The following is a 22,088-nucleotide window of genomic DNA, read 5'->3' as shown; positions in this document are numbered from 1 at the left end:
CTCATTTACTTCTGTTCCATAATTTCCACGATCGTCTTTTCCGTCTGCACCATTCCCGGAGACGCGATAAGTCCCATATTCCTCATGGTATCCTCCGGGGTACGCCCGTTGATTCCATGGATGTCCTCAATGCATACGCCATCCATCGCCATGTCTGCCGCCCGAAACGCCGCGTCCACCGCCACGATTCCTTTCATGGTGCACCCATGGTTCCCGCCGTCGCAGATCATGCCCGTAAGGCCGCTTGCCATGTTCTGGATCACCCTCGTGATCGCTTCCTCATCCGCATTCCTCATGAACGCAAGCGCGCAGGCCATCCCAGTCCCCGCTGCGATCCCGCACCCGCAGAATGCGGACAGTTTGCCGGAGTATTCCTTGATATACATGGTAATCAGGTGGCTTAAGGCAGCGGCTCGAAGAAGGATGTCATCGTCCACTACTTCGTAGTTCACCTGATAATAGGCAAACAGCGGCATCGTCGCAATAATTCCGTGAGCCCCGCTTCCGGTAATGCTCATGGCCGGACGGCTAAGTCCCAGCACCCGTGCCTCGATGGCGCCGTTACACAGCAGCTGGGCGGTGCTTTTGGCATCCTCGGAGATAATCTTGTGCCCGTTCTCCTTCAGAAGCTGCCGCGTGATCGTTGTCCGGTCTGACTGGATGCCTTCTTCCAGCAGATCCATATTCATGGAAAATGCCTCCCGGATAAAGTCTATCTCGGATACCGGAACCTCCCTGACATATTGAAGGAGTTCCTTCAAGGTATAGCGGTGGATCGCGGGCACCTCATCTTCCGCCCGGACTTCCGATGCATGATCCGCATCTGCCTGATATATAATCTCGTTATTCTTTTCTATAGAAACAATATTGGTGTGGCTATGGCGGATATGTACCGTGCAGGAGTCTGTCTCCGTCTCCACCGTGGCATCTATTGTAATCTCAGATCCGATATGATCCAGCACCACTTCCACCTTATGGTCATCCACCATCTTTGAAGCCTTCTTATCATCCTCCGGCGTAATATCCGCAAGCGATTCCAGTCCCTTAGCCGCGTCGGCCGCTACTGCCCCAAGAGCTGCGGCATACAGATTGCCAAATCTGGACGAATTGGGAATTCCGCAGGTAAAAGCATTCTTATACATGCCGGAATTCAATGCCACATGAACCTTCTTTACTTCGCCGTCCACATGGGATTTTGCGCTCGCCACCGCATAGGCAATGGCCCCCGGCTCCGTCACTCCAAGCGCCGGCTTCATATCTTCTTTAATCAACCTGGTTAATTCTCTCATGAATGCTCCCCGCCTTTCCTGAACCTTGCAAACATACCCGCACACGCAGGCAATACCTGTCGGTATTATATCATATTTATATAAAATATGGGAATGCAGCCTCAAAAACTTTATATATTTTTAATCGGCAGTTTATTGACTTATGGGCGTGATAGCGTATGATTGTAAGTATATTAGGAAGGTGATTATTTTGAGAGAAAAACTGATTCGTTTTATGTATGGAAGATATGGGATGGATTCCCTGGGGAAATTCACGATCATCGCAGGCTTGATCGTCATGTTGATCGCGGGCTGGAAGAATAGTTTTATCCTTTCCCTGGTAGCCTGGTTCTGCATTATATACGCATATTTCCGCATGTTTTCCCGGAACATCTACAAGCGTTCCTCCGAGAACCAATGGTATTTGAATAAGACCTACAAGCTCCGCTGCTTCTTCGCCCGCCAGAAAAATATGATGGCCCAGCGCAAGACGCACCACATCTACAAATGTCCTACCTGCCGGCAGAAGATCCGCGTGCCGAAAGGAAAAGGCCGTATAGAGATCCGCTGCCCCAAATGTAATACCACATTTATCAAGAACAGCTAGCGGGGAATTCTTATGTTTGGATATATTGCAATCAATAAAGCCGAGATGAAATTCAAAGACTATGATATGTACCATTCGTACTATTGTGGTCTTTGCAAATGTCTGAAAGAATGTTATGGTATAAGAGGTCAGATGACTTTATCCTTTGACATGACATTTCTCATCGTACTTCTCACCGGCCTCTACGAGCCGCAGACACAGCGGGAGGTTGTAAACTGCATAGCCCATCCTTTCGAAAAGCATGTTGCGCGGACCAATCATTTTACCGATTACGCCGCTGCCGTCAACATTGTCCTTACCTATTATAAATGCAAGGACGATTGGGACGACGAGCGCAGCAGGAAGGGGTATATGGCGGCAAGAATGCTGAAGTCGAAAGTAGACTCCATTCGCGGCAGATATCCGGAAAAGGTAGACGGCATTGCTTCTAATCTGAAGCGCCTTTCGTCTCTGGAGCAGGAAAATGAGCAGAATATTGACCTGATGGCCGGACTGTTCGGCAATATTATGGCGGAGATCTTTGCATGGCAGCCCGACGAATGGGAGGCCTCTCTTCGCAAGATCGGATTCTTCCTGGGCAAATTCATTTATCTGATGGATGCCTATGAAGATGTAGAAAAAGATATTGCATCGAGAAGTTACAATCCTCTGAAAGAAGCATTCGCAAATGACAGCGACTTTGCCGGAAACTGCCGGGGACTGCTGACGCTTATGATGGCAGAGTGTTCCAGGGAATTCGAAAAACTGCCAATTCTTCTGCATGCGGAGATCCTGCGAAATGTCTTATATTCCGGCGTCTGGTGCCGCTATACGGCAGTTACCGCCAAGCGGCAGGAATCCGGCGAGAGCGCAGATACTGGCTGCAATGACGCAGAGAATGTGACAGGTTCTGGCAGCAGCAGTTCAAAGGACATACCCGACTCTGACCGCGACAATTCAGATACAGGAGTATAAATTATGATAGATCCCTACAGCGTCTTAGGCATCCCAAGAAGCGCCTCGGACGAAGAAATAAAAAAGGCATACAGAAACCTGAGCAGAAAATACCATCCGGACGCCAACATTAACAATCCGAATAAGGACCAGGCGGAGGCCAAGTTCAAGGAAATCCAGCAGGCATACCAGCAGATCATGCACGAGCGGGAATACGGAACAGCCGGCAGCAACTATTCATCCGGAGGCTATGGTACTTCCGGCGGATACGGCTCATCCGGAGGCTATGGCCCCTTCGGGGACTTTGGCGGATTCGGCGGATTCGGCGACTTCGGCACCTTCCGCGGCTTCCGGGGTCAATACCAGCAGGCTGGCCCAAATCCTACGGAAAACGAAGAGGACCTTCATATGCGTGCCGCGGCCAACTTTATCAACAGCGGACACTATCAGGAAGCATTGAATCTATTAAACGGCATGTCCGGGCGCAATGCCCAGTGGTATTATTACAGTGCCCTTGCCAACTCAGGGCTTGGCAATAATGTGATTGCCCTCCAGCACGCCAAAGAGGCTCTTCGTCTGGACCCGGACAACATACAGTATCAGATGCTGGTAAACCGCTTTGAGAGCGGCGGAACCTGGTACCAGCAGCAGCAAGGCCCTTACCAAACCACATTTACCGACGGGAGCAGTTGGTGCATGAAGCTGTGCATCGCCAACATCGTATGCAACCTGTGCTGCGGCGGAAGCGGCCTATGCTGCGGTGGCGGAGCCCCCGGAGGATATATATAATCATGAGACAGTCCTGATCAGGAACGCTGCCTCTTAAGAAAGCGAGGTATGATTGATATGTTAGATTATTTAGTTCTTTATCAGAGCGAGACCGGTAACACCAAAAAAATAGCCGCGACTATCTTCTCGCGCCTTCCCGGCAACTCCAAAGACCTGATTGACATTACCACCGATAAGCCTATCCCGGAAGCCGAGGTCTATTTCATCGGATTCTGCGTGCACCGGGGTACCTGCAGCATGGCGGTCAGCGACTTTATCAATGACTTAAGCGGCAAGCAGATCGCTCTTTTCGGCACCTGCGGAATGGGAAACGCGCCGGAATATTATAAGGCGATCGAGAACAGCGTCAGCGCGTGGATCGAGACGGACAACGACTACCTGGGGGCCTTCATCTGCCAGGGAAAGATGCCCCAGAAGGTACGCCAGAAATACGTATCCATGAAAAATGAACAGAATGCAGGCCAGATGGACATGTATATTCAGAATTTCGACGAGGCCATCACCCATCCCGACAGCCTGGATGTAGAACACGCCAAAGTATTCGTAGAAAAAGTACTTAAGAAACTGGAAGGCCAGCCATAGATTTCAGGCCGACCAGGATAATAACTTGCCCCTCCCCCGCTGGAAATGCAGGGAAGGGGCTGTTTCATCTTTTCCTTAATCTGTACTACTCTTTCCTCAGAAGGCTCAGCACAGTTCCTCCCATGATCTTATCAAACTCTTCCGCATTTTTCGCATAGCGGCGGATCTTGTTGAACTCCCATTCATAATCGCAGAACGGCCCGTCCGTTCCCCAGATCACCTTGCCTCCGCCTAGTTTCTGAATCACTTTGCTGGTCTCGAATCCCGGTACTCTGGAGGTCTCCAGGTACAGGTTGTCATTCTCCATGGCTACCTCGATGGCAAGCTCCCACTCCCAGAAGAAGCCGCAATGCGCCATGATCAACGGTACCTTCGGGAATCTCCTGGCCATCCGGTCGAATTCCAGCGGACAGTTATAGAGATCCGCCGAGCCATGCACGATCACCACTGCGTCATAGGCCTGGGCAATCTCGAAGATCGGGTTCACCAGTTGCTGCAAGGGATACAATATTTATTCTACCCAGAGGCTGCAGCACAATGCCTCTCTCCCATCTATCACGTTTAGGCGGAGAAAAGAAAGTAAGAAACTATGGATCTGTCCTCCTATTTCAAAGGCATTGGAAGAAGGCATCATCCATTACGATGCTTCCAATCGAGAATGGGATGGTTAAAGAAGAGAATATACAGGCAATAAAAAATTCTTTATTTGTTTCTGATGTCTCTATCGGAAGATTATATGGAAAAACCGGTACAGGAGTTGTTGACGGGCAAAATTCAAATGGGTGGTTTATCGGCCTTATTGAACACGGCGAACGAGTTTACTACCTTGCGACAAACTTGCAGAATGCTGATAATGCTACCGGCAGCACTGCCACCGAAATAGCCATAGAGATACTAAATTCTATCTTTTCTTAAATAACAGACATAAAAACTGGCGGTATATCCATACATCGCCAGTTTTTTATTATACTCATCTTTGAAATTTTAATCCCCTCTGGCATCCGATTCCGCTTTTGTTCGATGAATAATCCCATGAGGATGGTGTGGCGGTGCATAGATGGAATAAAGTTTTATGGGTTCTGCCCCTGTATTGACCAGGTTATGCCAGGTGCCAGCGGGGACAAAGATGGCATCATCCTGACAGACTTCACGCTGGAATTCAAACCTTTCCCTGCATGCCCCCATCATAATAATGCCCCTGCCTCGTTCTAAGCGAAGAAACTGATCATTATCCGGATGCACTTCCAACCCAATCTCTCCACACGGTGGTATGCACATAAGCGTAACCTGCAAATGACTGCCAGTCCATATTGCCCTGCGATAAAATGGGTTTCTCTCTGTTGCGCATGCGATGTTTACGACAAAAGGCCCTGGCCCAAAATCAACATTGTCACGAAGATTCTCTGTATATCGCATAGACTCCCTCCTTTTTATGGCTATATCTATACATTATTCTATGCCACCCTTTTAACTTCTGCCACAAAACTGCCACGTTTTGTTATTACATACAAGAAAGCCCCGGAAACATTATGTCTCCGAGGCTTCTTCATTATAGAGGCGCCAACCAGAATCGAACTGGTGATAGAGGTGTTGCAGACCTTTGCCTTACCGCTTGGCTATGGCGCCTTATCGAGCATTTGTATTATAACAAATGCCCGGGATTTAGTCAACATCTTAAAAGCCTAATTCTTCATTTACCAGAATAACTTTTATTCTTTCAGGAACTTTGGAGAATCTTGTCACCAGCATCTGACAGCAGATGGTGTCAGGAGACTTGCAGTCAAAGCAGGCTCCCGTCTTGTGGCAAGGCGTATCAATATCGAATCTCTGCGCGTTGATCGGCGCAGCCTCATTCCTGGCCCTTGATACAGCGTTCTCTACATCCCTTACCACCTTGTTCATCCCAACGATCATGATGACATTGCGGGGACCGGCGGCTATGGCCGATACCCGGTTGCCAAAGCCGTCTATGTTGACCATCACTCCATCTTCCGTTATAGCATTGGCGCTTGTGAGGAAATAGTCGCAGTCATAGCTTGCCAGCTCGATCTTACGCTTTTCTTCCGGATTCTTGGCGTCATCGCGGTTATATTCCTTATAATTGCCTTCGCAGATTGCCTTCTTAAGCCCGATCTCTGCAATCGACATGGAGCCGCCCCAGGCGACCGTGCTTCCTTCCGATATCCACTCCAACGCTTTCTTAAGCGCGTCTTCTTTTGTCTCTGCGTAATAGCCATCCATATTGCGGGACTTCAGTCCCTGAACGATACGCCCGCCTAATAATTGATTTCGTTTTATCCGATTCTCATTCATTGCATCCGCCTCCTATGTATCTTATCTTGCTGTTCCCAACATTATACCACAAATTTAAAAGTCAGACAGTTTTAAATGCGTGTTAGATTCCAATTTCTCCCAGCCGCATGATATAGAGCGCTACCATAATCCTTGTACGGTTCTCGTTGCTATGAATGTCATATCCCAGGATGTCCCGGATTTTATGAAGTTTGTAGGTCAGCGTGTTCTTATGGCAGTACAGTGCTTTTGAGGTCTCAATGACGCTGCACTCATGGCGAAAATATTCATCCAGAATCTTCAGATACTCCTTGTGATTCTGTTTGTCATAGTCTATCAAAGTCCCTAGGGTCTCCTTTACAAACGCAGGATAGATGGATACCTCTTTTACATCCGCCAATATCTTATAGATGCCCAGTTCGTCGTAATCCAGCAGATTCTTAGGAATAGCTGTCTTGGTCAGCTGGTAGGCCGTATTGGCGTTATGGTAAGACTTGTGGATATCCCGGATCTGATCCGCTGTCGTGCCAATCCCCACATAGATGTTGGAATCCCTCTGGCACAGCCGCTGGAAATCTGAGCGGATCTTTGAAAGGGAGTAGCCTGCGGCAAGGATGATCAGGCATCCCTTTTCTTCGTATACGATCACATTTTTCAGAATATAGTGGAGAGACTTCTCAATCCTCAGCAGTCTTTCATTCCCATTCTCCATATCATAGGCATGACAGCTAAGTATGACGATCGTATAGGACATATCCCGGAAGAATCCATTTCTCTCAAAATGGCTGAGATACAGTTCTTCATTCTCCGGGTAATAAATGGCGTTCTTCAATGCAGCAATCAGGTTCGTCTCCTTCTGCTCGTTTTTTAGGAGAATCACCGAGAACATCCGCATAATGTCAATGTAAGGTGTCTTCCACGATGCGGAGAAGAGTGGAAACTTTATCTTATTGCAGTAATCAATGATCTCCTGCGAAAAGGCCCTCTCCCCCCAAAGAGATACGATCAGGCCTCCTGCATGGACCTTATTCAGCGCCTCCACGAACCTGTAAAGCCACTCGTCCGAAGTATAGTTCAGGCCTGAGTTAAAGATAAGTTCGTCTCCATGCAGCAGATCCGCAAATTCCGGATCCTCAACCATGTGGACCCATCCAATCATTTTTTCAAAACATCCTGTCGTATGCAGTTTCACTTCATATTCCGGACTGATCTTTTCATAAAGTTCCTTCAATTCTACTGCCACATATATACACCCGCCTGTCTGTCTATTTATTTCTTAAGTCCGTATTATTATATCATCCTTGTGCTTCAAGCACAATTTTTTTACTAATTTATGTAACATAAAACTATTTTCAAAGAAGTTTCTCCGTGATATATTGTTCTTGGAATACAAAATATGCTTTAGAAGCACCCCCAAGATTTTGTTATTCCTAATCCAATCTCTAGATTATTTAAACAAAAGGTCCTGAAGTTTTACTTCAAGACCTTTTTTGCATTTCTTCATGTATCTATGCTTTCCCACTGGAATCCGATATACTTTATACAGATTAAGCGTTTATGCGCAGATACCGGATGAAAAGGGGGGAATTCGTTATGAAATTGATGATAAGAAGCTCCTATTCGATGCCGGATACTCCGATATTATGATTCGAAACGCGCACTCTCTGGGAGTGGATTTGAAAAAGATCACGCATATTGTACTGTCCCATGGCCACGATGACCACAGCGTGGGACTGTCCCTTCTGTTCTAGGACCGCCCTGCACCCACCTTCTTACTGGCAAAGTTTCTTTTTTCTGATCTTCCAGTCTGGCAAAAACTTTGTCATGTACGCATGGAATCTTTTGTTATGGCTTGGCTCTATTAAGTGGCACAATTCATGCACCACGATGTATTCCAGGCATTCATCCGGATAGAAGGCCAGCCTCGTATTAATCCGTATGCGTCCGGTATTCACCGTGCAGCTGCCCCACCGGGTCTTCATGTACCGGAAGGTCCAGTTGGTAGCATTCACGCCCATCACTGGCTCCCATATCCGGGCATATTCTTCTACCTTATCCACAAGCCTTCCTAACTGCGCATCGGTGATCGATCTGGAAGTTTCCTCCGCCCTGCCCTCAAGGGAATCAAGCATGCGCTTCCGGCTCTTTTCAATCCACTGAGCCTTTCCCTTTGCAAAATCCCTGATTCTCCTTTCAGACGCGTGTGGCGGCGCGGTGATCAGCACCTGCGCATCCGGCGGCTTGATATAGAGATTGATATTCTTTACTTTTCTGTATTCGATTGTGACCGGAATATTGTTTACATATATAATCTTTGACATGCTTCTATTATAGCATATCGCTGCTGGAAGAAGCCACGGAACTTTAAAACTGCCATCATCCCTTTATACCGCTAAGCGCGATGCCTTCTTTAAACTTGCCCTGCATGAATACATAGAAAATAAAGGGCGGCAGGAAATTCACCACAGCGCAGGCCATCGTAAGCCCTACGTCCGTATTGAACTGGGTCTTCATAAGACTCAGCGCCAGAGGCAGGGTCTTCATCTCTTGCTTTGTACACGCCACCAGGGGCCAGATAAAGTTGTTCCATGCGCCCACAAAGGTAAATATGGACAATGCCAGCACGGATGATTTTACCATCGGCAGCACGACCTTAAAAAATGTCCTGATATTTCCACAACCGTCAATCTTCGCCGCATTGATCAAGTCCTGCGGCACATCCAGTATTGCCTGTCGCATGATAAACACGCCGAATGCCGTGGGAAGAGGCAGAATCAGGGCACGAAATGTATTCAGCCATCCCAGGCTCTTTGTAATCAGGAACAGGGGCACGATTATCACCTCCGACGGCACGATCATGGTCAGTATCAGGAAGAGGAACAGCCGGTCATTCCCCTTAAAATTCATTTTCGCAAATGCATAGCCCGCCAAGGAGCACACCGTCACCGTCAATATCACTCCGGCCACTGCCACAAAGACGCTGTTGAAGATATACCGTTCAAAATTGTCCATCGCGAATATCTTCTGGTACTGGACGAAAGAAAGCTTATCCAGCGAAAAATCAAAATCGCGGGCATTGATCGTTGACTTGAATGACATCATGAACATGTACACGAAAGGCACCACATTCACCACGATAATTCCAATCAGCAATATGGAATCTATTCCATTTCTTAAACCTTTTGCTATTGCTTTCATATTCCCTCCCTATAGTTCCGAGACATCTCTTCTCATCAACGTTCTCTGCATCAATGCGATCACCAGCACCACGAGAAAAAGCATGTTGGATATTGCCATGGCATAGCCTGCCTTGCTGCTTCCAAAGCAGGAGGAGTATGCATACAGCACCAACGTTGTCGTGGCATTATTAGGCCCTCCTCCTGTCAGGTTGAAGATCAGATCAAAGCAGCGCAGAGAATTGGTGAGGGATAAGAACACGGCCAGTATTATGGTGGGCTTCAACATTGGAAGCGTGATGCTGAAAAAACAGCGAATCTTGCCCGCCCCATCTACCTTTGCCGCCTCATAATAGGTATCGGATATGGACAGCAGGCCGGAAGAATAGATGACCACGTAATACCCCATATACTTCCAGACTGCCACAAGCCCCACGACGATCAGCGCCTTTCTGGCATCGCCCAGGAGCATGGATGGCTCTATCCCGAATAATCCAAAGAAATTTTCCACCACCGGAAGTTTTCCGTTGAGGAATTCCCTCCATACGACTCCAGCCACCGCATCCGCGCAGAGCACCGGAATAAACACGATGCAATTGGCAATCTTTCCCAGCACCTTTTTACGGTTGGCCACCAGAAAGGAAGATAGCAAGATGCCCGACACAGTCTGCAGCGGAACAATGATGACGATCAGTTCCAGCGTATTTTTCAGCGCCTTAATAAACTTGCTGTCTGTAAGCAGCCTTCTATAATTATCCAGCCCCGAAAAAACTGGTTCCGTCATAATATTATATTTGGTAAACCCAAGCACCACGGATATGATGACGGAGCCGATTACAAACGTCACAAGGATCAAGGTAATAGGCGTAATATAAGCATATGGCGCTATGTTCTTTATTCCTGTTTTTCTCTTTTCCATACCGTTCCTCTCAAAAAAATGTCCGCAATAGAAGCGGACATTTTTTGTATCTCATTAATTATTCTTTATCTGCCCAGTAATCATCCAGCAGGCCGTTTGCGTAATCTTCAGCCTCCTTCAGCGCCTCTTCCACCGTCATCTCTTCCGTCATCACGCCCTGGAAGTCAGCGGAAAGCTGCGTTAAGATGTCCACTCCGCAGGGGCCTGCCTGAAGGCCATGCCATTTATCAATGTCCTCCGTATAGATACGCTCCATCTTCTCGTCGCCTACATATGGCTCGCTGACGGTAAGTGCAGCGCCGGGGCATTTTGCATGGTACTGCTTCATAAATTCGGCGCCTGTCACGTATTTAATGAAATCCATTGCAAGGTCTTTATCGTCTGCCGCCGACATCAGCGTCAGGCAGTCGGTTGCTCCGAAAGTTCCATAGTCCACATTCTTAAGGGAAGTCACATAGTCCCATTTCAGGTCAGGATACGTCTCGGCAAACATGGTTTCATCCGTCTGGGATGAGCGGTATACGCCGAATGCAGCCTTGCCTTCTCCGAATACATTGGCAAATGCCTCTGACCATGACTGGGACATGAAATCAGGATTCATATACTGGGTCAGTTCCTTGATCCATGTCAATGCCTCAGTTCCGGCTTCATCAGCAAAAGCTACGGACTTCAGGTCATCCTTATAGACTTGTCCGCCGTTCTGCCAAAGCGCACTGTAATAGTATGCATTCAGTACCTGCATGGCTCCCACATCGCTGGTGCTCATTCCAGTTGCATAGCCGTACTGGTCAATCTTGCCGTCGCCATCCGTATCCTTGGTTGCCGCTTTGCAGATTCTTACAAAATCCTCCCAAGTCTCAGGCGCCGTCTCTCCCAGGTCTGCCAGAATGTCTTCATTATAGTACAGCACGAAAGGCACTCCCGTCACGAGCGGCCATCCATACTGTCCATCCATCATATATCCGTTTTCCAGATATTTATACTCTTCTTTGTCCTCATCGGTAACATACTCTGACATGTCAACAACCGCTCCGGAATCTATATATGAAGGGAACATCTCATTGTACATATATCCCACGTCCGGACCTTCGCCTGAGTTAAGAGCTGTCGTGTATGTCTCCTCATAACTGTCCCAGGGCACTACCTTTACGTTAACCGTACAGTCGTTCTCCTTCTCCCAATCCTTAAGAAGCGGCTTCCAGTTGTTCACCGTGTCGTCGTCCAGCGGAGCGACCCACACCTCCAGCGTCTTTTCATCCCCTTTGGACTTCTTCTCATCTGCCCCATTATTCCCGCAGCCGACGATCAATGTCATGGCCATGGCGGAAACCAGCAGCATGCTAATGATTTTCTTTTTCATATCTTTCGTCCTCTCCCTATAAATTTATTAAACTACTCAAGAACATTCTACCATTGGCATGCTGCCGCATACAAATTGTTAACTTCAATAAACAATCGCGCTTATTAATTATTTCTATAATCACGGATCTGCTCTATCCAGGCTTTTTCTACCGTTCCTCTCCAAAGAAAAGCTGCATATCTTCTTCCACCGTTCCTATCCCTGCAATGTTAAAGTTTTCCACCAGTACCTTTGCCACATTCTCGGATAAAAACGCAGGAAGCGTAGGCCCAAGATGAATGTTCTTTACCCCCAGGTAAAGCAGGGCCAGCAGGACGATGACCGCCTTCTGCTCGTACCAGGCAATATTGTAAATAATCGGCAGATCGTTGATATCATCCAGGCCGAAGACCTCTTTTAGCTTCAGGGCAATCACCGCCAGGGAATAGGAATCGTTGCATTGCCCTGCATCCAGTACTCGTGGAATTCCCCCGATATCCCCCAGATCCAGCTTATTATACTTATACTTTGCACATCCGGCCGTGAGGATTACCGTATCGTTTGGCAGCGCTTTCGCAAAATCCGTGTAATAGTTGCGGGACTTGGCCCGTCCGTCGCATCCTGCCATCACGACAAACTTTTTGATCGCTCCTGATTTGACTGCTTCCACTACCGTATCCGCCAGCGCCATCACCTGATTGTGGGCAAATCCGCCGATAATCTCTCCGCGTTCCAGTTCTACCGGAGGCTGGCACATCCGGGCATGGGCGATTATCTGGGAAAAGTCCTTTTCCTCTCCGATCTTTCCCGGGATGTGCTTGCAGCCGGGATACCCTGCCGCGCCGGTGGTATACAGGCGGTCTTTATAACTGTCTTTCGGCGGGACGATACAGTTGGTGGTCATCAGGATGGGTCCGTTGAAGCTTTCAAATTCTTCCTTCTGCTTCCACCATGCATTTCCATAGTTGCCTACAAAGTGGGAATATTTCTTAAAGGCCGGATAATAGTGGGCCGGCAGCATCTCAGAATGGGTATAGACATCAATCCCAGTCCCTTTCGTCTGCTCAAGCAGCATCTCCAGGTCTCTAAGGTCATGGCCGGATACCAGGATTGCGGGTCTGGTACCAACGCCGATATTTACCTTGGTCATCTCTGGGTTTCCATAGGCCGACGTGTTGGCCTTATCCAGAAGCGCCATGCCGCTCACCCCGTATTTCCCGGTTTCCAGCGCAAGCGCCACCAGATCCTCTACACCCAGCCTGTCGTCTTGCGTCTTAGCCAGGGCGCTTTGGAGAAATGCGTCCACCTCCTCATCCTCTTCAAGAAGGGCATTGGCATGCTTGCTGTAGGCAGAAAGCCCCTTTAATCCATAGGTAATCAGTTCCCGTAGGCTGCGGACATCTTCATCCTTCGTAGACAATACCCCTACCTGGGCTGCCTTGCCCACATAGCCTTCACGTCCCTTGCAGTCCCAGCGGGCTGCCTCTGGCAGGGAATCTGTACTGTCTGTAAGCGCCAGCATCTTTCGCTTCTTTGCCAGGGTCATATCGATACGTTCCACAATTGCCTCCTTGTCAAAGTTGGCATTGGTGATGGTAATGAACAGATTCAAAGTAATCAGATGGTTTACATCCGCAGGCACTTCCTTGCCTTCGGCTCTTAATTGCGTCGTAATTGCCGACAGCCCCTTCGTCACGTAAACCAGCAGATCCTGCATGGCTGCAACCTCCGGCTTCTTGCCACAGACACCCATCTGCGTGCAGCCCGCACATCCTGCGGTTTCCTGACATTGGTAACAGAACATTTTATTCTCCATAGTAGTTTCCTCCTTGATTCTTGAATGGTTGGTTTGCTTGATGTCCTAATGCTACCAATAACGCCAAAAAAAATCCGTAACAAATGTTACGGATTGCAAAATCATAAAATTTTCTGCAATGCCAGCGAATCTGGGACAAAGATGCCTCTCTTTGTTACCTTGACAAGCCCTTCCTCCTGCATCCTCATCAACTCCCTGGACAGCGATGGACGGGCTACATTCAGGAAGTCCGCCATCTCTTCCCGGTTCATGGTAATGGCCGGACTTTCGCCTGCCTTGTCATACTCCAGCAGAATCTTCGCAATCTTCTGCCGAAGCGTCGCGCAGGAAATAATCTGTATCTTCTGATTCAGATAGTATGCCTTCTGGGCGAAGATCGCCAGCATATTGGCAATTAGTTTTGCATGATAGACGCAGGCTTTCCCACAGGTAGAGTAGAAATACTCCCTGGGGATATGAAGGATCCTTGAGGGAACAGCCGCCTGGGCATAGTGCTCATACTCCTTTTGGCCCAGGAATACAAAGACCTCTCCGAATAATTCCCCCGGCTTGTCAATGGATGCCACAATGCTCCGCCTCCCATCTGCGGAATCGTTACATACTGCCACCGAACCATCTATAAGCACCGAGAGTTTTTCCGGAGCATCGCCCTGGCAGAAGATCATCTCATCCTTGTCGTATCTGACTGACTGCGCATGGCTGCACTTCAGACAGCATTCGATATCCTCCCCCGTCATGCCGCGGAATAAGGGACTGTCTTTCAACTTTGAAATCATCGCGCTTCCTTCCTGCAAAAATATGCTCTCGCCGCCTCCATGAAACTGTCAATCTGCTCCGGCCTGGTGGTCTCTGGAATATCACAGCCTGATGCCAGAACATACCCCTTCCGGGATTTAAGGCCAGCGCTGATGCAGGATGTGACCGCCTGCGTAATCTCTTCCCTGGTTCCGTTCAGGATGATCTCCACCGGGTCTACATTTCCTGCGATTGGGATATACGGGCCTAATTCCTGCGCCGCCTTTTCAAGATCAACGATATTATCAAGACTTACCTCATTCAGTTCATATTTCTTAAAATAGTCCCAGATCTGCTCCGTCTGCCCGCACATGTGCAGCGATACCTTCTTCCCGGTCTTTTCATATGCGTAATCCGTCAGTTCCTTCGTAAATGGATACACGAACCGCTCATACATCTTCGGACCGATAAGGGCGGGGTTCGCCACCGGGTCAGCCATGGCAATCCCCATGCCATACTGCGCTGCCAGGTCGATACAGCTTCTCTCGCTGTCCGCAACCAGCCGTATCAGCCTCAGCGCGTCGTCCGGGCACTTCCTTAAGTCCCGCAGCAACCGCTCCACGCCCCGCAGGTTGGATGCAATCGTAAGCGGGCCGCCGATGCTCATTTCCACCGGGACAATGCGAAGCGCCTTGTCCGCAAGAATCTGCGCCGTCCGGGCAAAGTCCCCAATTCTGGCATTCGTCCGGGCATCCACCGGTTCTATAGATTCAAGCCTTACATAATCCTGGATGAGCGGCGCATCCATATAAGGAACTCCCTTCTCTGGATAGATCACCTTGCCGCCCAGGGCTTCTGTGATCCCCCTGGAATTAGGCCCGATATCCATCCGATCATATCCATAGCGGTTGAAAGGAATGATTTCCGCTTCCGCCATCTTTTCCGGGTCATGGGACAGATCCCACACGCTGATGCCGCTAAGCACTCCCTTCAGTTCTCCCATGAAAGGGACGCAGGGCACGCGGTCGTAGGATTTCCCCTCCTCGATTGCTTTTTTTCTCTCTACGGGCGTCATCTCGTCCGCTCTATGCTTCTGAATCTCTGTCATCTTGCTGCCTTCTTTCTATATTTCTGCCTGCTGCTATTTAGCTTGTCCGGTCGCTTGTACCTTCACTTGCATTGTATTATACCGTACAAGCACAGAAAATGCCAGCCTATCTCCCACCATCAAAAATTTATAGAAAAACGCGGGCATCCATTATATAAATGCCCACGCCTGACAATAGATATAATCGCCGGAACTATCGCCGCAGACGCTGATGTCTTTTGAATCCTCTCCGTAAGCCCCTATATTCTCGCTGGTCCATACGAGCGTATCATAGCATATCAAAAAAGCCTCCGAAACTTAACGTTTCGAGGCTTTTTAAAAGGCGCCAACCAGAATCGAACTGGTGATAGAGGTGTTGCAGACCTTTGCCTTACCGCTTGGCTATGGCGCCATCCTATATATAAAGCGCTTTCGCGCAAATGACTCCGACGGGAATCGAACCCGTGTTACCGCCGTGAAAGGGCGATGTCTTAACCGCTTGACCACGGAGCCATATCTCGCTTATCCTTAAGCGTGACCGAGATATATGTTATCATAATTCGCCGGATTTTGCAACTCTTTTTTTTATTCCCTCTAATAGAATCTTTAAAAATAGTGTCTTCGACACTTCAACTCCCCTGCCCCTCAATCATGAGGGATAGGGGTTTCTTTTTGCTTCATTTTGCTTCATAATGGTCTTATGAATATCTTACAAAAAATTTTTATCGAACATTATGAAGAAATGATTTATCTTCAACATCCTCGTGATGCTATTGTTGAGAATGTAGAAAAAATGATTCATTGTGGCGATCCATCTTATGGTGGCGCCATGTATATTTGTCCCAATTGTGGTAATTTCAAATTTACTGCTTTTCGTTGTCATTCTCGCTTCTGTCCAACTTGTGGTAACATGTATTCCATTGACAGAACTACTGCTATGTCTTTTAAGATTATTGATGTACAACATCGGCATTGTGTTTTTACCATTGATGATTCTTTGCGGCCTTTTTTTCTTAAAGACCGTTCTCTTCTTAACTGCCTTTTTTCGGCAGTCAACAGCGTGATTTCTCGTATGTTCCATAAAGAAAATAAATCTGAATTATTTACTCCTGGATTTATTTGCGTCCTTCATACCTTTGGCAGAGATTTAAAATGGAATCCTCACATTCACTGCCTTGTTTCTGAAGGTGGTGTTGGTAATACTCTTTCCTGGCGACACTTCAAACATTTTAACTATCATTTTTTACGTGATGCGTTCCAAACTGCTCTTTTAAATGAACTCCATCAAAAAATAGGTCCAGCTTTCAAAAAAGTAAAATCTGCTATCTATGCAAAAGATAAAAATGGTTTTTATGTTCGCGCCATGCCTAACAAGTGTAATCCTTCTCAGGTTATCAAATATATCGGTCGTTATCTTGGCAGACCTGTTATTGCTACTTCTCGCATTGATTCTTACGATGGTGATTTTGTCACCTTCCATTACAACCGTCATGAAGACAATAAACTTATTACAGAAACTGTTCCTGTTTTGGAATTCATTGACCGCTTAACACAACACATCCCTGAAAAACATTTTAAAATGATTCGCTATTATGGTATTTACGCTCGTCACCGTAATTCTGACAATTTTTTACGAAAAGCCATTTCCAGAGAAAAACATAACTTTTTTCTTTCACTCAATAGGTGGCGTGATTCAATCTTACATTCTTTTGGTTACGATCCTTTAAAATGTCCGAACTGTGGAAAAACCATGCTATTTTTAGAACTATATTTTAATCATAATCCTGTTCCTTTGCATGAATTATACGAAAAGGCTATGCAAAAACATAGATGTCGTTCGCCTGCCTCGTTTTCATATCTTCCAAAACCTCTTTTCTCATGATAAACTCAATATATCTTAAGAACGGAGGCCACACTATGAAACGTATAACAGAAGCAGAACTCGCAAAGGAACTAAGGGAACAGTACATTAAAAATCCACCAGAAGGTATGACTTCTAAAGAAGTCCATGACATGAGTGACGACGAACTTCTGGATATGGATTATTTCTTACATGAATTTGATAACCTTGATGATGACGATTTTGGTGAAGAGGGCTTTTACATCTTTTAATCCAAACCGTCTGATTCACTATGCCCGCTTTTGAGCGGGCTATTTTAGTCCCCAAGTTCTCCGAAAGGAGAACTTTCCTATAAAGTAAAAAAGTGTCTTCGACACTTCGATAGCTGCCCTCGCTACGGAAAGTTTTAATTCGTTTCCTTCCGCTTCCACAGTCGCTTCTGCCCTACCTGCGGGAATCTCTACGCCATGCGGCGTACTACTTCCATGTCCTTTAAGCTGGATACATCGGTCAGTATCTTGGCCGCCCTGTGATTGCCTCCTCCAGAATCGACAAATACGTAGAAGAAACCATTCCCGTTATGAAATTTATACAGCGTCTTATCCACCATCTCCTGTGAAAAGCACCATGTTTACAGAAGCTTTAACCGGTGGCGTACTGCAATTCTTTCTGCTTTTGGCTATGACCCACTAAAGTGCGAATGCGGTGCAGCCATGCTGTTTTTAGAACTCTTGGTATGCTCTTTTCAGAGGAGGCCACGCACATGAACCCAGACACAGAGAAACTACGCAAACAATATATGGCTAATCCATCGGAAGGGATGACCTTCTCGATATGGATTATTTCTTAAATGAAGATGACTTATTTGATGACGATGCTGGTACTGAAGGTTTTTATATCTTCTAAACTATATCATCTTATCGTTATGCTTAAGCAAGAGTTTATCTAACATACGTTCGGTAAACTCTTGCTCTTTTTTCGTTGTTCTAAAATCGGAATTTCCTATAAAGTCAAAATGGCACCATATATACTGGTATATAATTTATACCAGTCTCCCATTGTAGGAGTTCACAACACTATTTCTAATATCGGAAGGGACAGTCGATATTAAAATATGTGACATTTTTGTGGCAGTTCGACTTACAGATATCGAACTAAATCTACTAGATTAGGGAATGGATGGGCTGAATTGTGATCCAATGTCATTTGATGACAAAGGAACAACTGAAGAAGAGAACCGCATATCAGTTATTACGTTGTTACACCAAATGACATTGAATAATTAGGTAAAGTAATAATTAGTAATAAATCAGTTATATTTTTGAGGCGAATTATAGTGTGCGAGCTAATTCATATCCCTGTGAGATTGCATCTTTAATATTTCCTAACTGCTTGCAATCACCAAGAACAGAGTATGAAATTCCAGTTTCAGTCAGTTGTTCTTGTAATGTAGCGTTAGAACGGTACCCCATAGCAAGAACCAATGTGTCAGCGTCTGTGATCTGATGTGTTGAACCATCTTTAGAGTAGCTGATAGTGTCGTTGCTTACTTCCTCTACTTTTGCATCGCAGATGATCTGGATACCTTTTTCCATCATTCTCTGAACAAGAAGACTTCTTCCTGGGCCGCTTTCATTTGCCATGATCTCATGAGCCATTTCAATCAGGATGATCTCGCGGTTTTTCGGGAATCGGTCATTGAGTACAGGTGCAAGGTAATCAGCTGTCTCACAACCAACAGACCCACCACCGATTACAACGATCTTATGTCCTGGGAATTTTCTTCCATAAAGAACGTCATCTGCAGTCATGTAATCTTTGAATTCTGTCATAAATCCTGGAACGATTGGTGCAGCACCACCGCATAAAATGATTTCATAGTCAGCGTAATCTGTCTTGATCATATCAAGAGTTACTTCTGTATTTAAGAGAACTTCAACACCAACTTGCTCTAATTTGTGAGCCTGGTATTTGATCAACTGTGTCAGATCCTGTTTTGCGATCGGAACAGCAGCGATTCGAACAGTTCCACCCAAGGCATCCTGCTTGTCAGCAAGTATAACATGGTGTCCACGTTTTGCAGCAACGAAAGCAGCTTCCATACCAGCGGGACCACCACCGATTACAAGAACATTTTTCTTTGTCTCTGCTGTTGTAAGTGTCTCTTCATTTTCAGGTTCGAAAGATGGATTTACAGTACAAGCAATACGGTTTCCGAACATAATACCATTTAAGCAACGAAGACATCCGATACATGGACGGATTTCATCTGTGTGACCAGCCTGTGCTTTGTTACAGAATTCTGGCTCACATAAGTTTGCACGACCGATCATGCAAATATCAGCTTTGTCGTTTGCAATTAATTCTTCAGCAAGCCATGGCTCCGTGATTCTTCCTACAGTTGCAACTGGAATTGAAACGTGTTTCTTGATTTCCGCAGATAATGCACTGTGAGATCCCATCTTTGTTCCAGGAGCCGGAATAGAACTTCCACGTTTGATTGTTGTACCACCAGAAACGTGAAGCATATCAACACCAGTTTTTTCTAACTGTTTGGAAACGTAGATTGCATCGTTTAAGTTTAATCCACCGTCAGAGTATTCATCTCCAGAGATACGAACATCAATGATGAATTCAGGTCCACACATTTTACGAACTTCTGCTACAACTTCTAATGTTAATCTTAAGCGACCATTGATATCTCCTCCGTATTCGTCTGTACGTTTATTATAAAGAGGAGAAAGAAATCCGCCTAATAATCCGTGAGCATGAGCAGCGTGAATCTCAACACCATCTGCACCAGCTTTTTTTACTCGTAATGCAGCTTCTCCAAACTGTCTGATGATTGTATGTAATTCTTCGACTGTAACCGGTCTTGGGGCTTCTTTTGCATAATAAGGACCAACAAAAGAAGGTGCGATCAGACGTGGAGTTCCTGGAATAGGGAATGCCATATATGCTGGATGAAATAATTGAGGTAAAATTTTTGTACCATATTCATGAACGGCAGCAGTTAATTTTTGCCATCCTGGAATGAAACTGTCATCAGCAATGGACATATCTCCTGGAAGGTATACATAAGTAGGTTCTACTGTTGTAACTTCTGTAACGATCAGACCAACGCCGCCTTTTGCACGAGCTGCATAATGCCCAACAAGTGCGTCTGTAACATAACCATTATCGGCTAAGTTTGTTGAAATAGGTGGCATAAACACACGATTTTTTACTGTAGTTTCTCCAATCTTGATTGGGGAGAACAGGTTTGGATATTGATTCATGATTTCTTTCCTCCTAATATTTTTTTCTTTTATTTTAATATGAACGAAAGAAAATATCCTCTCAAGAATGAGATACTGTCCGTCATAATTTGTCTTTTATTTAACAAGAATATGTGAGAAAAAGAAAAACAGGACATATAATACCCTGTTTTAGAAAATAAATCTTATTTTGCTACAGGATGAATCGTGATCAAAACCCGATCCCTCTTTTGTACATAGTGGAATTCATGTTCCTCATGATTTGCCAGTGTGCATAACAAAGTATCGCCTTTTTTCTCTATGGCGACATCTTTCGAACGATATAGGCATTCTTTATAATTATCTAGTTGAAATACATGATTCATTAATTCTTTTTGTTCTTTTGTAAAGTCCATTGGACGAGCTTCATTTCCCGGAAGAGGAAGCAGATTTTTAAGAAATCGCTTTCGGTAAGTGCTAGGCGTGATTCCATAAAGCTCTTTGAAAATCTGAGTGTAAGCTTTTGAATTTGGCATTCCACATATTCCGGAAATTTCTTCAATCGATGCTTTACATTCTAACAGATATTCTAAAGATTCCCGGACACGCACATAAGAAAGATATTTTACAAATGGAAGGCCGGTAAACTTGGTAAATAGTCTGGAAGTATAACTATTACTGAATGAAAGCGTCTTGGCGATATCGGATAAATGGATATTTTCATGGTAGTGCTGATCAATATAGCGAATTGCTTTGATATAGTTGTCATGATGGATGGAAGCTACTGGCAATTGCTCAAAAGAGTGACTCTGCTCTTTCTTTGTGATGCACAAAATCTTCATCATGATTTCATTTAATTCAAATAAGTCTGTTCCTTCGTTTACATTTCCTTGTAGAAGCACTACGATTAATTTTCTTAGTTCTTCTTTTAATAAGAACAAAAGCTGTCGGTTATTTTGAAGATTACAGATCGTGGTATAAAAAATATTGCGGCATGAACCGAGTAAAGTGTCTGGGATACGGTCAAAATCGATATGTAAAATTAAGATCACACTATCAGGATCAATCTTTTTTAAAATATGGATTTCATTTGGCGAGATCACGACTAGTTCCTGTTCACGTAAAACATGGGAGATATGCTCGGTAACAACTTCATAGCTGCCCCTTAATACGAAAGAAATCTCCAGACTTGTCTGTCTGGAAAATACCTTTCGATCAAAACTGTTCATACTCAAACTTAGCGGATGGTTATATTTTTGTCCTGAAAAATCGTAATAGTAATTCATATTTTGCATAATCATACCTCGTTTGTATACATATCATTTAAAAGGATGTAAAAATTCGTCCTTTCATTAATAATCTTATATCAATGTCATGATGCTGAGGTCAGAACATAGTATTTTCTGTGTCTGACCCGCTAACAGAACCTTGAAACTTTAATATATTTTCGATAAAAAATTATACAAGAA

General features: G+C 45.7%; 23 protein-coding genes, 3 tRNA genes and 1 pseudogene. 9 read left to right on the top strand and 18 right to left on the bottom strand.

From position 1 onward, the window contains the following. Window positions 1–5: 5 nt before the first annotated feature. The gene (locus tag HDCHBGLK_RS06905; protein ID WP_004607930.1) at window positions 6–1,289 is read right to left on the bottom strand and encodes an L-cysteine desulfidase family protein; all 1,284 of its coding nucleotides are present in this window, start codon (window positions 1,287–1,289) and stop codon (window positions 6–8) included. Window positions 1,290–1,479: 190 nt separating this feature from the next. On the opposite strand from HDCHBGLK_RS06905, the gene HDCHBGLK_RS06900 reads away from it, so the two are divergent. The 4 genes from HDCHBGLK_RS06900 to bilS are packed head-to-tail and all read left to right on the top strand — an operon-like array spanning window position 1,480 to window position 4,179. Continuing rightward, window positions 1,480–1,875: a hypothetical protein gene (locus tag HDCHBGLK_RS06900; protein WP_039909901.1), complete on the top strand. Its 396-nt coding sequence runs from the start codon at window positions 1,480–1,482 to the stop codon at window positions 1,873–1,875. Between the two features lie 12 nt (window positions 1,876–1,887). After that, window positions 1,888–2,829 (top strand): DUF5685 family protein, encoded by a 942-nt coding sequence (locus tag HDCHBGLK_RS06895; RefSeq protein WP_009247938.1) that lies wholly within the window; start codon window positions 1,888–1,890, stop codon window positions 2,827–2,829. Window positions 2,830–2,832: 3 nt separating this feature from the next. Further along, window positions 2,833–3,597, top strand: coding sequence for a J domain-containing protein (locus HDCHBGLK_RS06890; protein WP_004607933.1), 765 nt, complete (start codon window positions 2,833–2,835; stop codon window positions 3,595–3,597). 57 nt (window positions 3,598–3,654) lie between these two features. After that, window positions 3,655–4,179 (top strand): flavodoxin family protein BilS, encoded by a 525-nt coding sequence (gene bilS, locus HDCHBGLK_RS06885; protein WP_009247939.1) that lies wholly within the window; start codon window positions 3,655–3,657, stop codon window positions 4,177–4,179. An 85-nt stretch (window positions 4,180–4,264) separates the two neighbouring features. On the opposite strand, the gene HDCHBGLK_RS06880 is transcribed toward bilS, so the two are convergent. Next, the gene (locus HDCHBGLK_RS06880; RefSeq protein ID WP_161567387.1) at window positions 4,265–4,687 is read right to left on the bottom strand and encodes an amidohydrolase family protein; all 423 of its coding nucleotides are present in this window, start codon (window positions 4,685–4,687) and stop codon (window positions 4,265–4,267) included. A 155-nt stretch (window positions 4,688–4,842) separates the two neighbouring features. On the opposite strand from HDCHBGLK_RS06880, the gene HDCHBGLK_RS06875 reads away from it, so the two are divergent. Then, window positions 4,843–5,094, top strand: a complete 252-nt coding sequence (locus HDCHBGLK_RS06875) for a penicillin-binding transpeptidase domain-containing protein (protein ID WP_233440742.1) — start codon at window positions 4,843–4,845, stop codon at window positions 5,092–5,094. Window positions 5,095–5,163: 69 nt separating this feature from the next. On the opposite strand, the gene HDCHBGLK_RS06870 is transcribed toward HDCHBGLK_RS06875, so the two are convergent. The 4 genes from HDCHBGLK_RS06870 to HDCHBGLK_RS06855 all read right to left on the bottom strand — a co-directional run bounded on the left by HDCHBGLK_RS06870 (window position 5,164) and on the right by HDCHBGLK_RS06855 (window position 7,714). Beyond that, window positions 5,164–5,595 carry a cupin domain-containing protein gene (locus HDCHBGLK_RS06870; RefSeq protein WP_004607937.1) on the bottom strand — a complete coding sequence of 144 codons (432 nt, stop codon included), beginning with the start codon at window positions 5,593–5,595 and terminating at the stop codon, window positions 5,164–5,166. Window positions 5,596–5,734: 139 nt separating this feature from the next. Further along, window positions 5,735–5,805, bottom strand: a tRNA-Cys gene (locus HDCHBGLK_RS06865). A gap of 48 nt (window positions 5,806–5,853) precedes the next feature. Then, window positions 5,854–6,492, bottom strand: a complete 639-nt coding sequence (locus HDCHBGLK_RS06860; RefSeq protein WP_004607938.1) for a lactate utilization protein — start codon at window positions 6,490–6,492, stop codon at window positions 5,854–5,856. Window positions 6,493–6,574: 82 nt separating this feature from the next. Continuing rightward, window positions 6,575–7,714: a PucR family transcriptional regulator gene (locus HDCHBGLK_RS06855; protein WP_004607939.1), complete on the bottom strand. Its 1,140-nt coding sequence runs from the start codon at window positions 7,712–7,714 to the stop codon at window positions 6,575–6,577. 400 nt (window positions 7,715–8,114) lie between these two features. On the opposite strand from HDCHBGLK_RS06855, the gene HDCHBGLK_RS19975 reads away from it, so the two are divergent. Beyond that, window positions 8,115–8,222: an MBL fold metallo-hydrolase gene (locus HDCHBGLK_RS19975; RefSeq protein ID WP_243133539.1), complete on the top strand. Its 108-nt coding sequence runs from the start codon at window positions 8,115–8,117 to the stop codon at window positions 8,220–8,222. 21 nt (window positions 8,223–8,243) lie between these two features. On the opposite strand, the gene HDCHBGLK_RS06845 is transcribed toward HDCHBGLK_RS19975, so the two are convergent. The 10 genes from HDCHBGLK_RS06845 to HDCHBGLK_RS06805 form a co-directional block, all read right to left on the bottom strand. Further along, on the bottom strand, window positions 8,244–8,792 hold the full coding sequence (locus HDCHBGLK_RS06845; RefSeq protein WP_004607942.1) for a M48 family metallopeptidase: 549 nt from the start codon (window positions 8,790–8,792) through the stop codon (window positions 8,244–8,246). 55 nt (window positions 8,793–8,847) lie between these two features. After that, window positions 8,848–9,669: a carbohydrate ABC transporter permease gene (locus tag HDCHBGLK_RS06840; RefSeq protein WP_004607943.1), complete on the bottom strand. Its 822-nt coding sequence runs from the start codon at window positions 9,667–9,669 to the stop codon at window positions 8,848–8,850. A gap of 9 nt (window positions 9,670–9,678) precedes the next feature. Continuing rightward, on the bottom strand, window positions 9,679–10,566 hold the full coding sequence (locus HDCHBGLK_RS06835; RefSeq protein WP_004607944.1) for a carbohydrate ABC transporter permease: 888 nt from the start codon (window positions 10,564–10,566) through the stop codon (window positions 9,679–9,681). 58 nt (window positions 10,567–10,624) lie between these two features. Then, window positions 10,625–11,926: an ABC transporter substrate-binding protein gene (locus HDCHBGLK_RS06830; protein ID WP_004607945.1), complete on the bottom strand. Its 1,302-nt coding sequence runs from the start codon at window positions 11,924–11,926 to the stop codon at window positions 10,625–10,627. A gap of 148 nt (window positions 11,927–12,074) precedes the next feature. After that, window positions 12,075–13,721: a hydroxylamine reductase gene (gene hcp, locus HDCHBGLK_RS06825; RefSeq protein WP_004607946.1), complete on the bottom strand. Its 1,647-nt coding sequence runs from the start codon at window positions 13,719–13,721 to the stop codon at window positions 12,075–12,077. 101 nt (window positions 13,722–13,822) lie between these two features. Then, window positions 13,823–14,497, bottom strand: coding sequence for a Crp/Fnr family transcriptional regulator (locus HDCHBGLK_RS06820; RefSeq protein WP_004607947.1), 675 nt, complete (start codon window positions 14,495–14,497; stop codon window positions 13,823–13,825). Continuing rightward, window positions 14,494–15,564 carry a uroporphyrinogen decarboxylase family protein gene (locus HDCHBGLK_RS06815; RefSeq protein WP_004607948.1) on the bottom strand — a complete coding sequence of 357 codons (1,071 nt, stop codon included), beginning with the start codon at window positions 15,562–15,564 and terminating at the stop codon, window positions 14,494–14,496. The genes HDCHBGLK_RS06820 and HDCHBGLK_RS06815 overlap by 4 nt, the downstream gene beginning before the upstream one ends. A 150-nt stretch (window positions 15,565–15,714) precedes the next feature. After that, complete coding sequence (locus HDCHBGLK_RS19550; protein ID WP_004607949.1) at window positions 15,715–15,846, bottom strand: hypothetical protein; 132 nt, start codon at window positions 15,844–15,846, stop codon at window positions 15,715–15,717. A 38-nt stretch (window positions 15,847–15,884) separates the two neighbouring features. Then, window positions 15,885–15,955 (bottom strand) — tRNA-Cys (locus HDCHBGLK_RS06810). Between the two features lie 29 nt (window positions 15,956–15,984). After that, window positions 15,985–16,056 (bottom strand) — tRNA-Glu (locus tag HDCHBGLK_RS06805). 187 nt (window positions 16,057–16,243) lie between these two features. Here HDCHBGLK_RS06805 and HDCHBGLK_RS06800 point away from each other — a divergent pair. The 3 genes and pseudogenes from HDCHBGLK_RS06800 to HDCHBGLK_RS20255 all read left to right on the top strand — a co-directional run. Next, complete coding sequence (locus tag HDCHBGLK_RS06800; protein WP_039909242.1) at window positions 16,244–17,425, top strand: IS91 family transposase; 1,182 nt, start codon at window positions 16,244–16,246, stop codon at window positions 17,423–17,425. Between the two features lie 35 nt (window positions 17,426–17,460). After that, window positions 17,461–17,655: a hypothetical protein gene (locus HDCHBGLK_RS06795; protein ID WP_004607984.1), complete on the top strand. Its 195-nt coding sequence runs from the start codon at window positions 17,461–17,463 to the stop codon at window positions 17,653–17,655. Between the two features lie 138 nt (window positions 17,656–17,793). Continuing rightward, window positions 17,794–18,114: pseudogene (locus tag HDCHBGLK_RS20255) on the top strand (hypothetical protein); the annotation flags it as partial. A gap of 600 nt (window positions 18,115–18,714) precedes the next feature. On the opposite strand, the gene HDCHBGLK_RS06785 reads toward HDCHBGLK_RS20255, so the two are convergent. Then, complete coding sequence (locus HDCHBGLK_RS06785; protein ID WP_004605345.1) at window positions 18,715–20,661, bottom strand: oxidoreductase; 1,947 nt, start codon at window positions 20,659–20,661, stop codon at window positions 18,715–18,717. A gap of 164 nt (window positions 20,662–20,825) precedes the next feature. Then, the gene (locus HDCHBGLK_RS06780; RefSeq protein WP_039909315.1) at window positions 20,826–21,914 is read right to left on the bottom strand and encodes a helix-turn-helix domain-containing protein; all 1,089 of its coding nucleotides are present in this window, start codon (window positions 21,912–21,914) and stop codon (window positions 20,826–20,828) included. Window positions 21,915–22,088 lie beyond the last annotated feature (174 nt).

Origin of the sequence: [Clostridium] scindens ATCC 35704 (genome assembly GCF_004295125.1) — a bacterium.
GTDB classification, from domain to species: Bacteria; Bacillota; Clostridia; order Lachnospirales; family Lachnospiraceae; genus Clostridium_AP; species Clostridium_AP scindens.
The sequence above is the reverse complement of the archived record's forward strand: the minus strand, read 5'-3'. Positions and strand labels throughout refer to the sequence as shown.

Coding starts and splice junctions, on each gene's coding strand:
- HDCHBGLK_RS06835 (WP_004607944.1), bottom strand. CDS start 10,566: ATGGAAAAGAGAAAAACAGGAATAAAGAACATAGCGCCATATGCTTAT.
- HDCHBGLK_RS06890 (WP_004607933.1), top strand. CDS start 2,833: ATGATAGATCCCTACAGCGTCTTAGGCATCCCAAGAAGCGCCTCGGAC.
- HDCHBGLK_RS06860 (WP_004607938.1), bottom strand. CDS start 6,492: ATGAATGAGAATCGGATAAAACGAAATCAATTATTAGGCGGGCGTATC.
- HDCHBGLK_RS06830 (WP_004607945.1), bottom strand. CDS start 11,926: ATGAAAAAGAAAATCATTAGCATGCTGCTGGTTTCCGCCATGGCCATG.
- HDCHBGLK_RS06800 (WP_039909242.1), top strand. CDS start 16,244: ATGAATATCTTACAAAAAATTTTTATCGAACATTATGAAGAAATGATT.
- bilS (WP_009247939.1), top strand. CDS start 3,655: ATGTTAGATTATTTAGTTCTTTATCAGAGCGAGACCGGTAACACCAAA.
- HDCHBGLK_RS06820 (WP_004607947.1), bottom strand. CDS start 14,497: ATGATTTCAAAGTTGAAAGACAGTCCCTTATTCCGCGGCATGACGGGG.
- HDCHBGLK_RS06785 (WP_004605345.1), bottom strand. CDS start 20,661: ATGAATCAATATCCAAACCTGTTCTCCCCAATCAAGATTGGAGAAACT.
- HDCHBGLK_RS06840 (WP_004607943.1), bottom strand. CDS start 9,669: ATGAAAGCAATAGCAAAAGGTTTAAGAAATGGAATAGATTCCATATTG.
- HDCHBGLK_RS06870 (WP_004607937.1), bottom strand. CDS start 5,595: ATGCGATATACAGAGAATCTTCGTGACAATGTTGATTTTGGGCCAGGG.
- hcp (WP_004607946.1), bottom strand. CDS start 13,721: ATGGAGAATAAAATGTTCTGTTACCAATGTCAGGAAACCGCAGGATGT.
- HDCHBGLK_RS06845 (WP_004607942.1), bottom strand. CDS start 8,792: ATGTCAAAGATTATATATGTAAACAATATTCCGGTCACAATCGAATAC.
- HDCHBGLK_RS06895 (WP_009247938.1), top strand. CDS start 1,888: ATGTTTGGATATATTGCAATCAATAAAGCCGAGATGAAATTCAAAGAC.
- HDCHBGLK_RS06795 (WP_004607984.1), top strand. CDS start 17,461: ATGAAACGTATAACAGAAGCAGAACTCGCAAAGGAACTAAGGGAACAG.
- HDCHBGLK_RS06905 (WP_004607930.1), bottom strand. CDS start 1,289: ATGAGAGAATTAACCAGGTTGATTAAAGAAGATATGAAGCCGGCGCTT.
- HDCHBGLK_RS06875 (WP_233440742.1), top strand. CDS start 4,843: ATGGTTAAAGAAGAGAATATACAGGCAATAAAAAATTCTTTATTTGTT.
- HDCHBGLK_RS06780 (WP_039909315.1), bottom strand. CDS start 21,914: ATGCAAAATATGAATTACTATTACGATTTTTCAGGACAAAAATATAAC.
- HDCHBGLK_RS19975 (WP_243133539.1), top strand. CDS start 8,115: ATGATTCGAAACGCGCACTCTCTGGGAGTGGATTTGAAAAAGATCACG.
- HDCHBGLK_RS06815 (WP_004607948.1), bottom strand. CDS start 15,564: ATGACAGAGATTCAGAAGCATAGAGCGGACGAGATGACGCCCGTAGAG.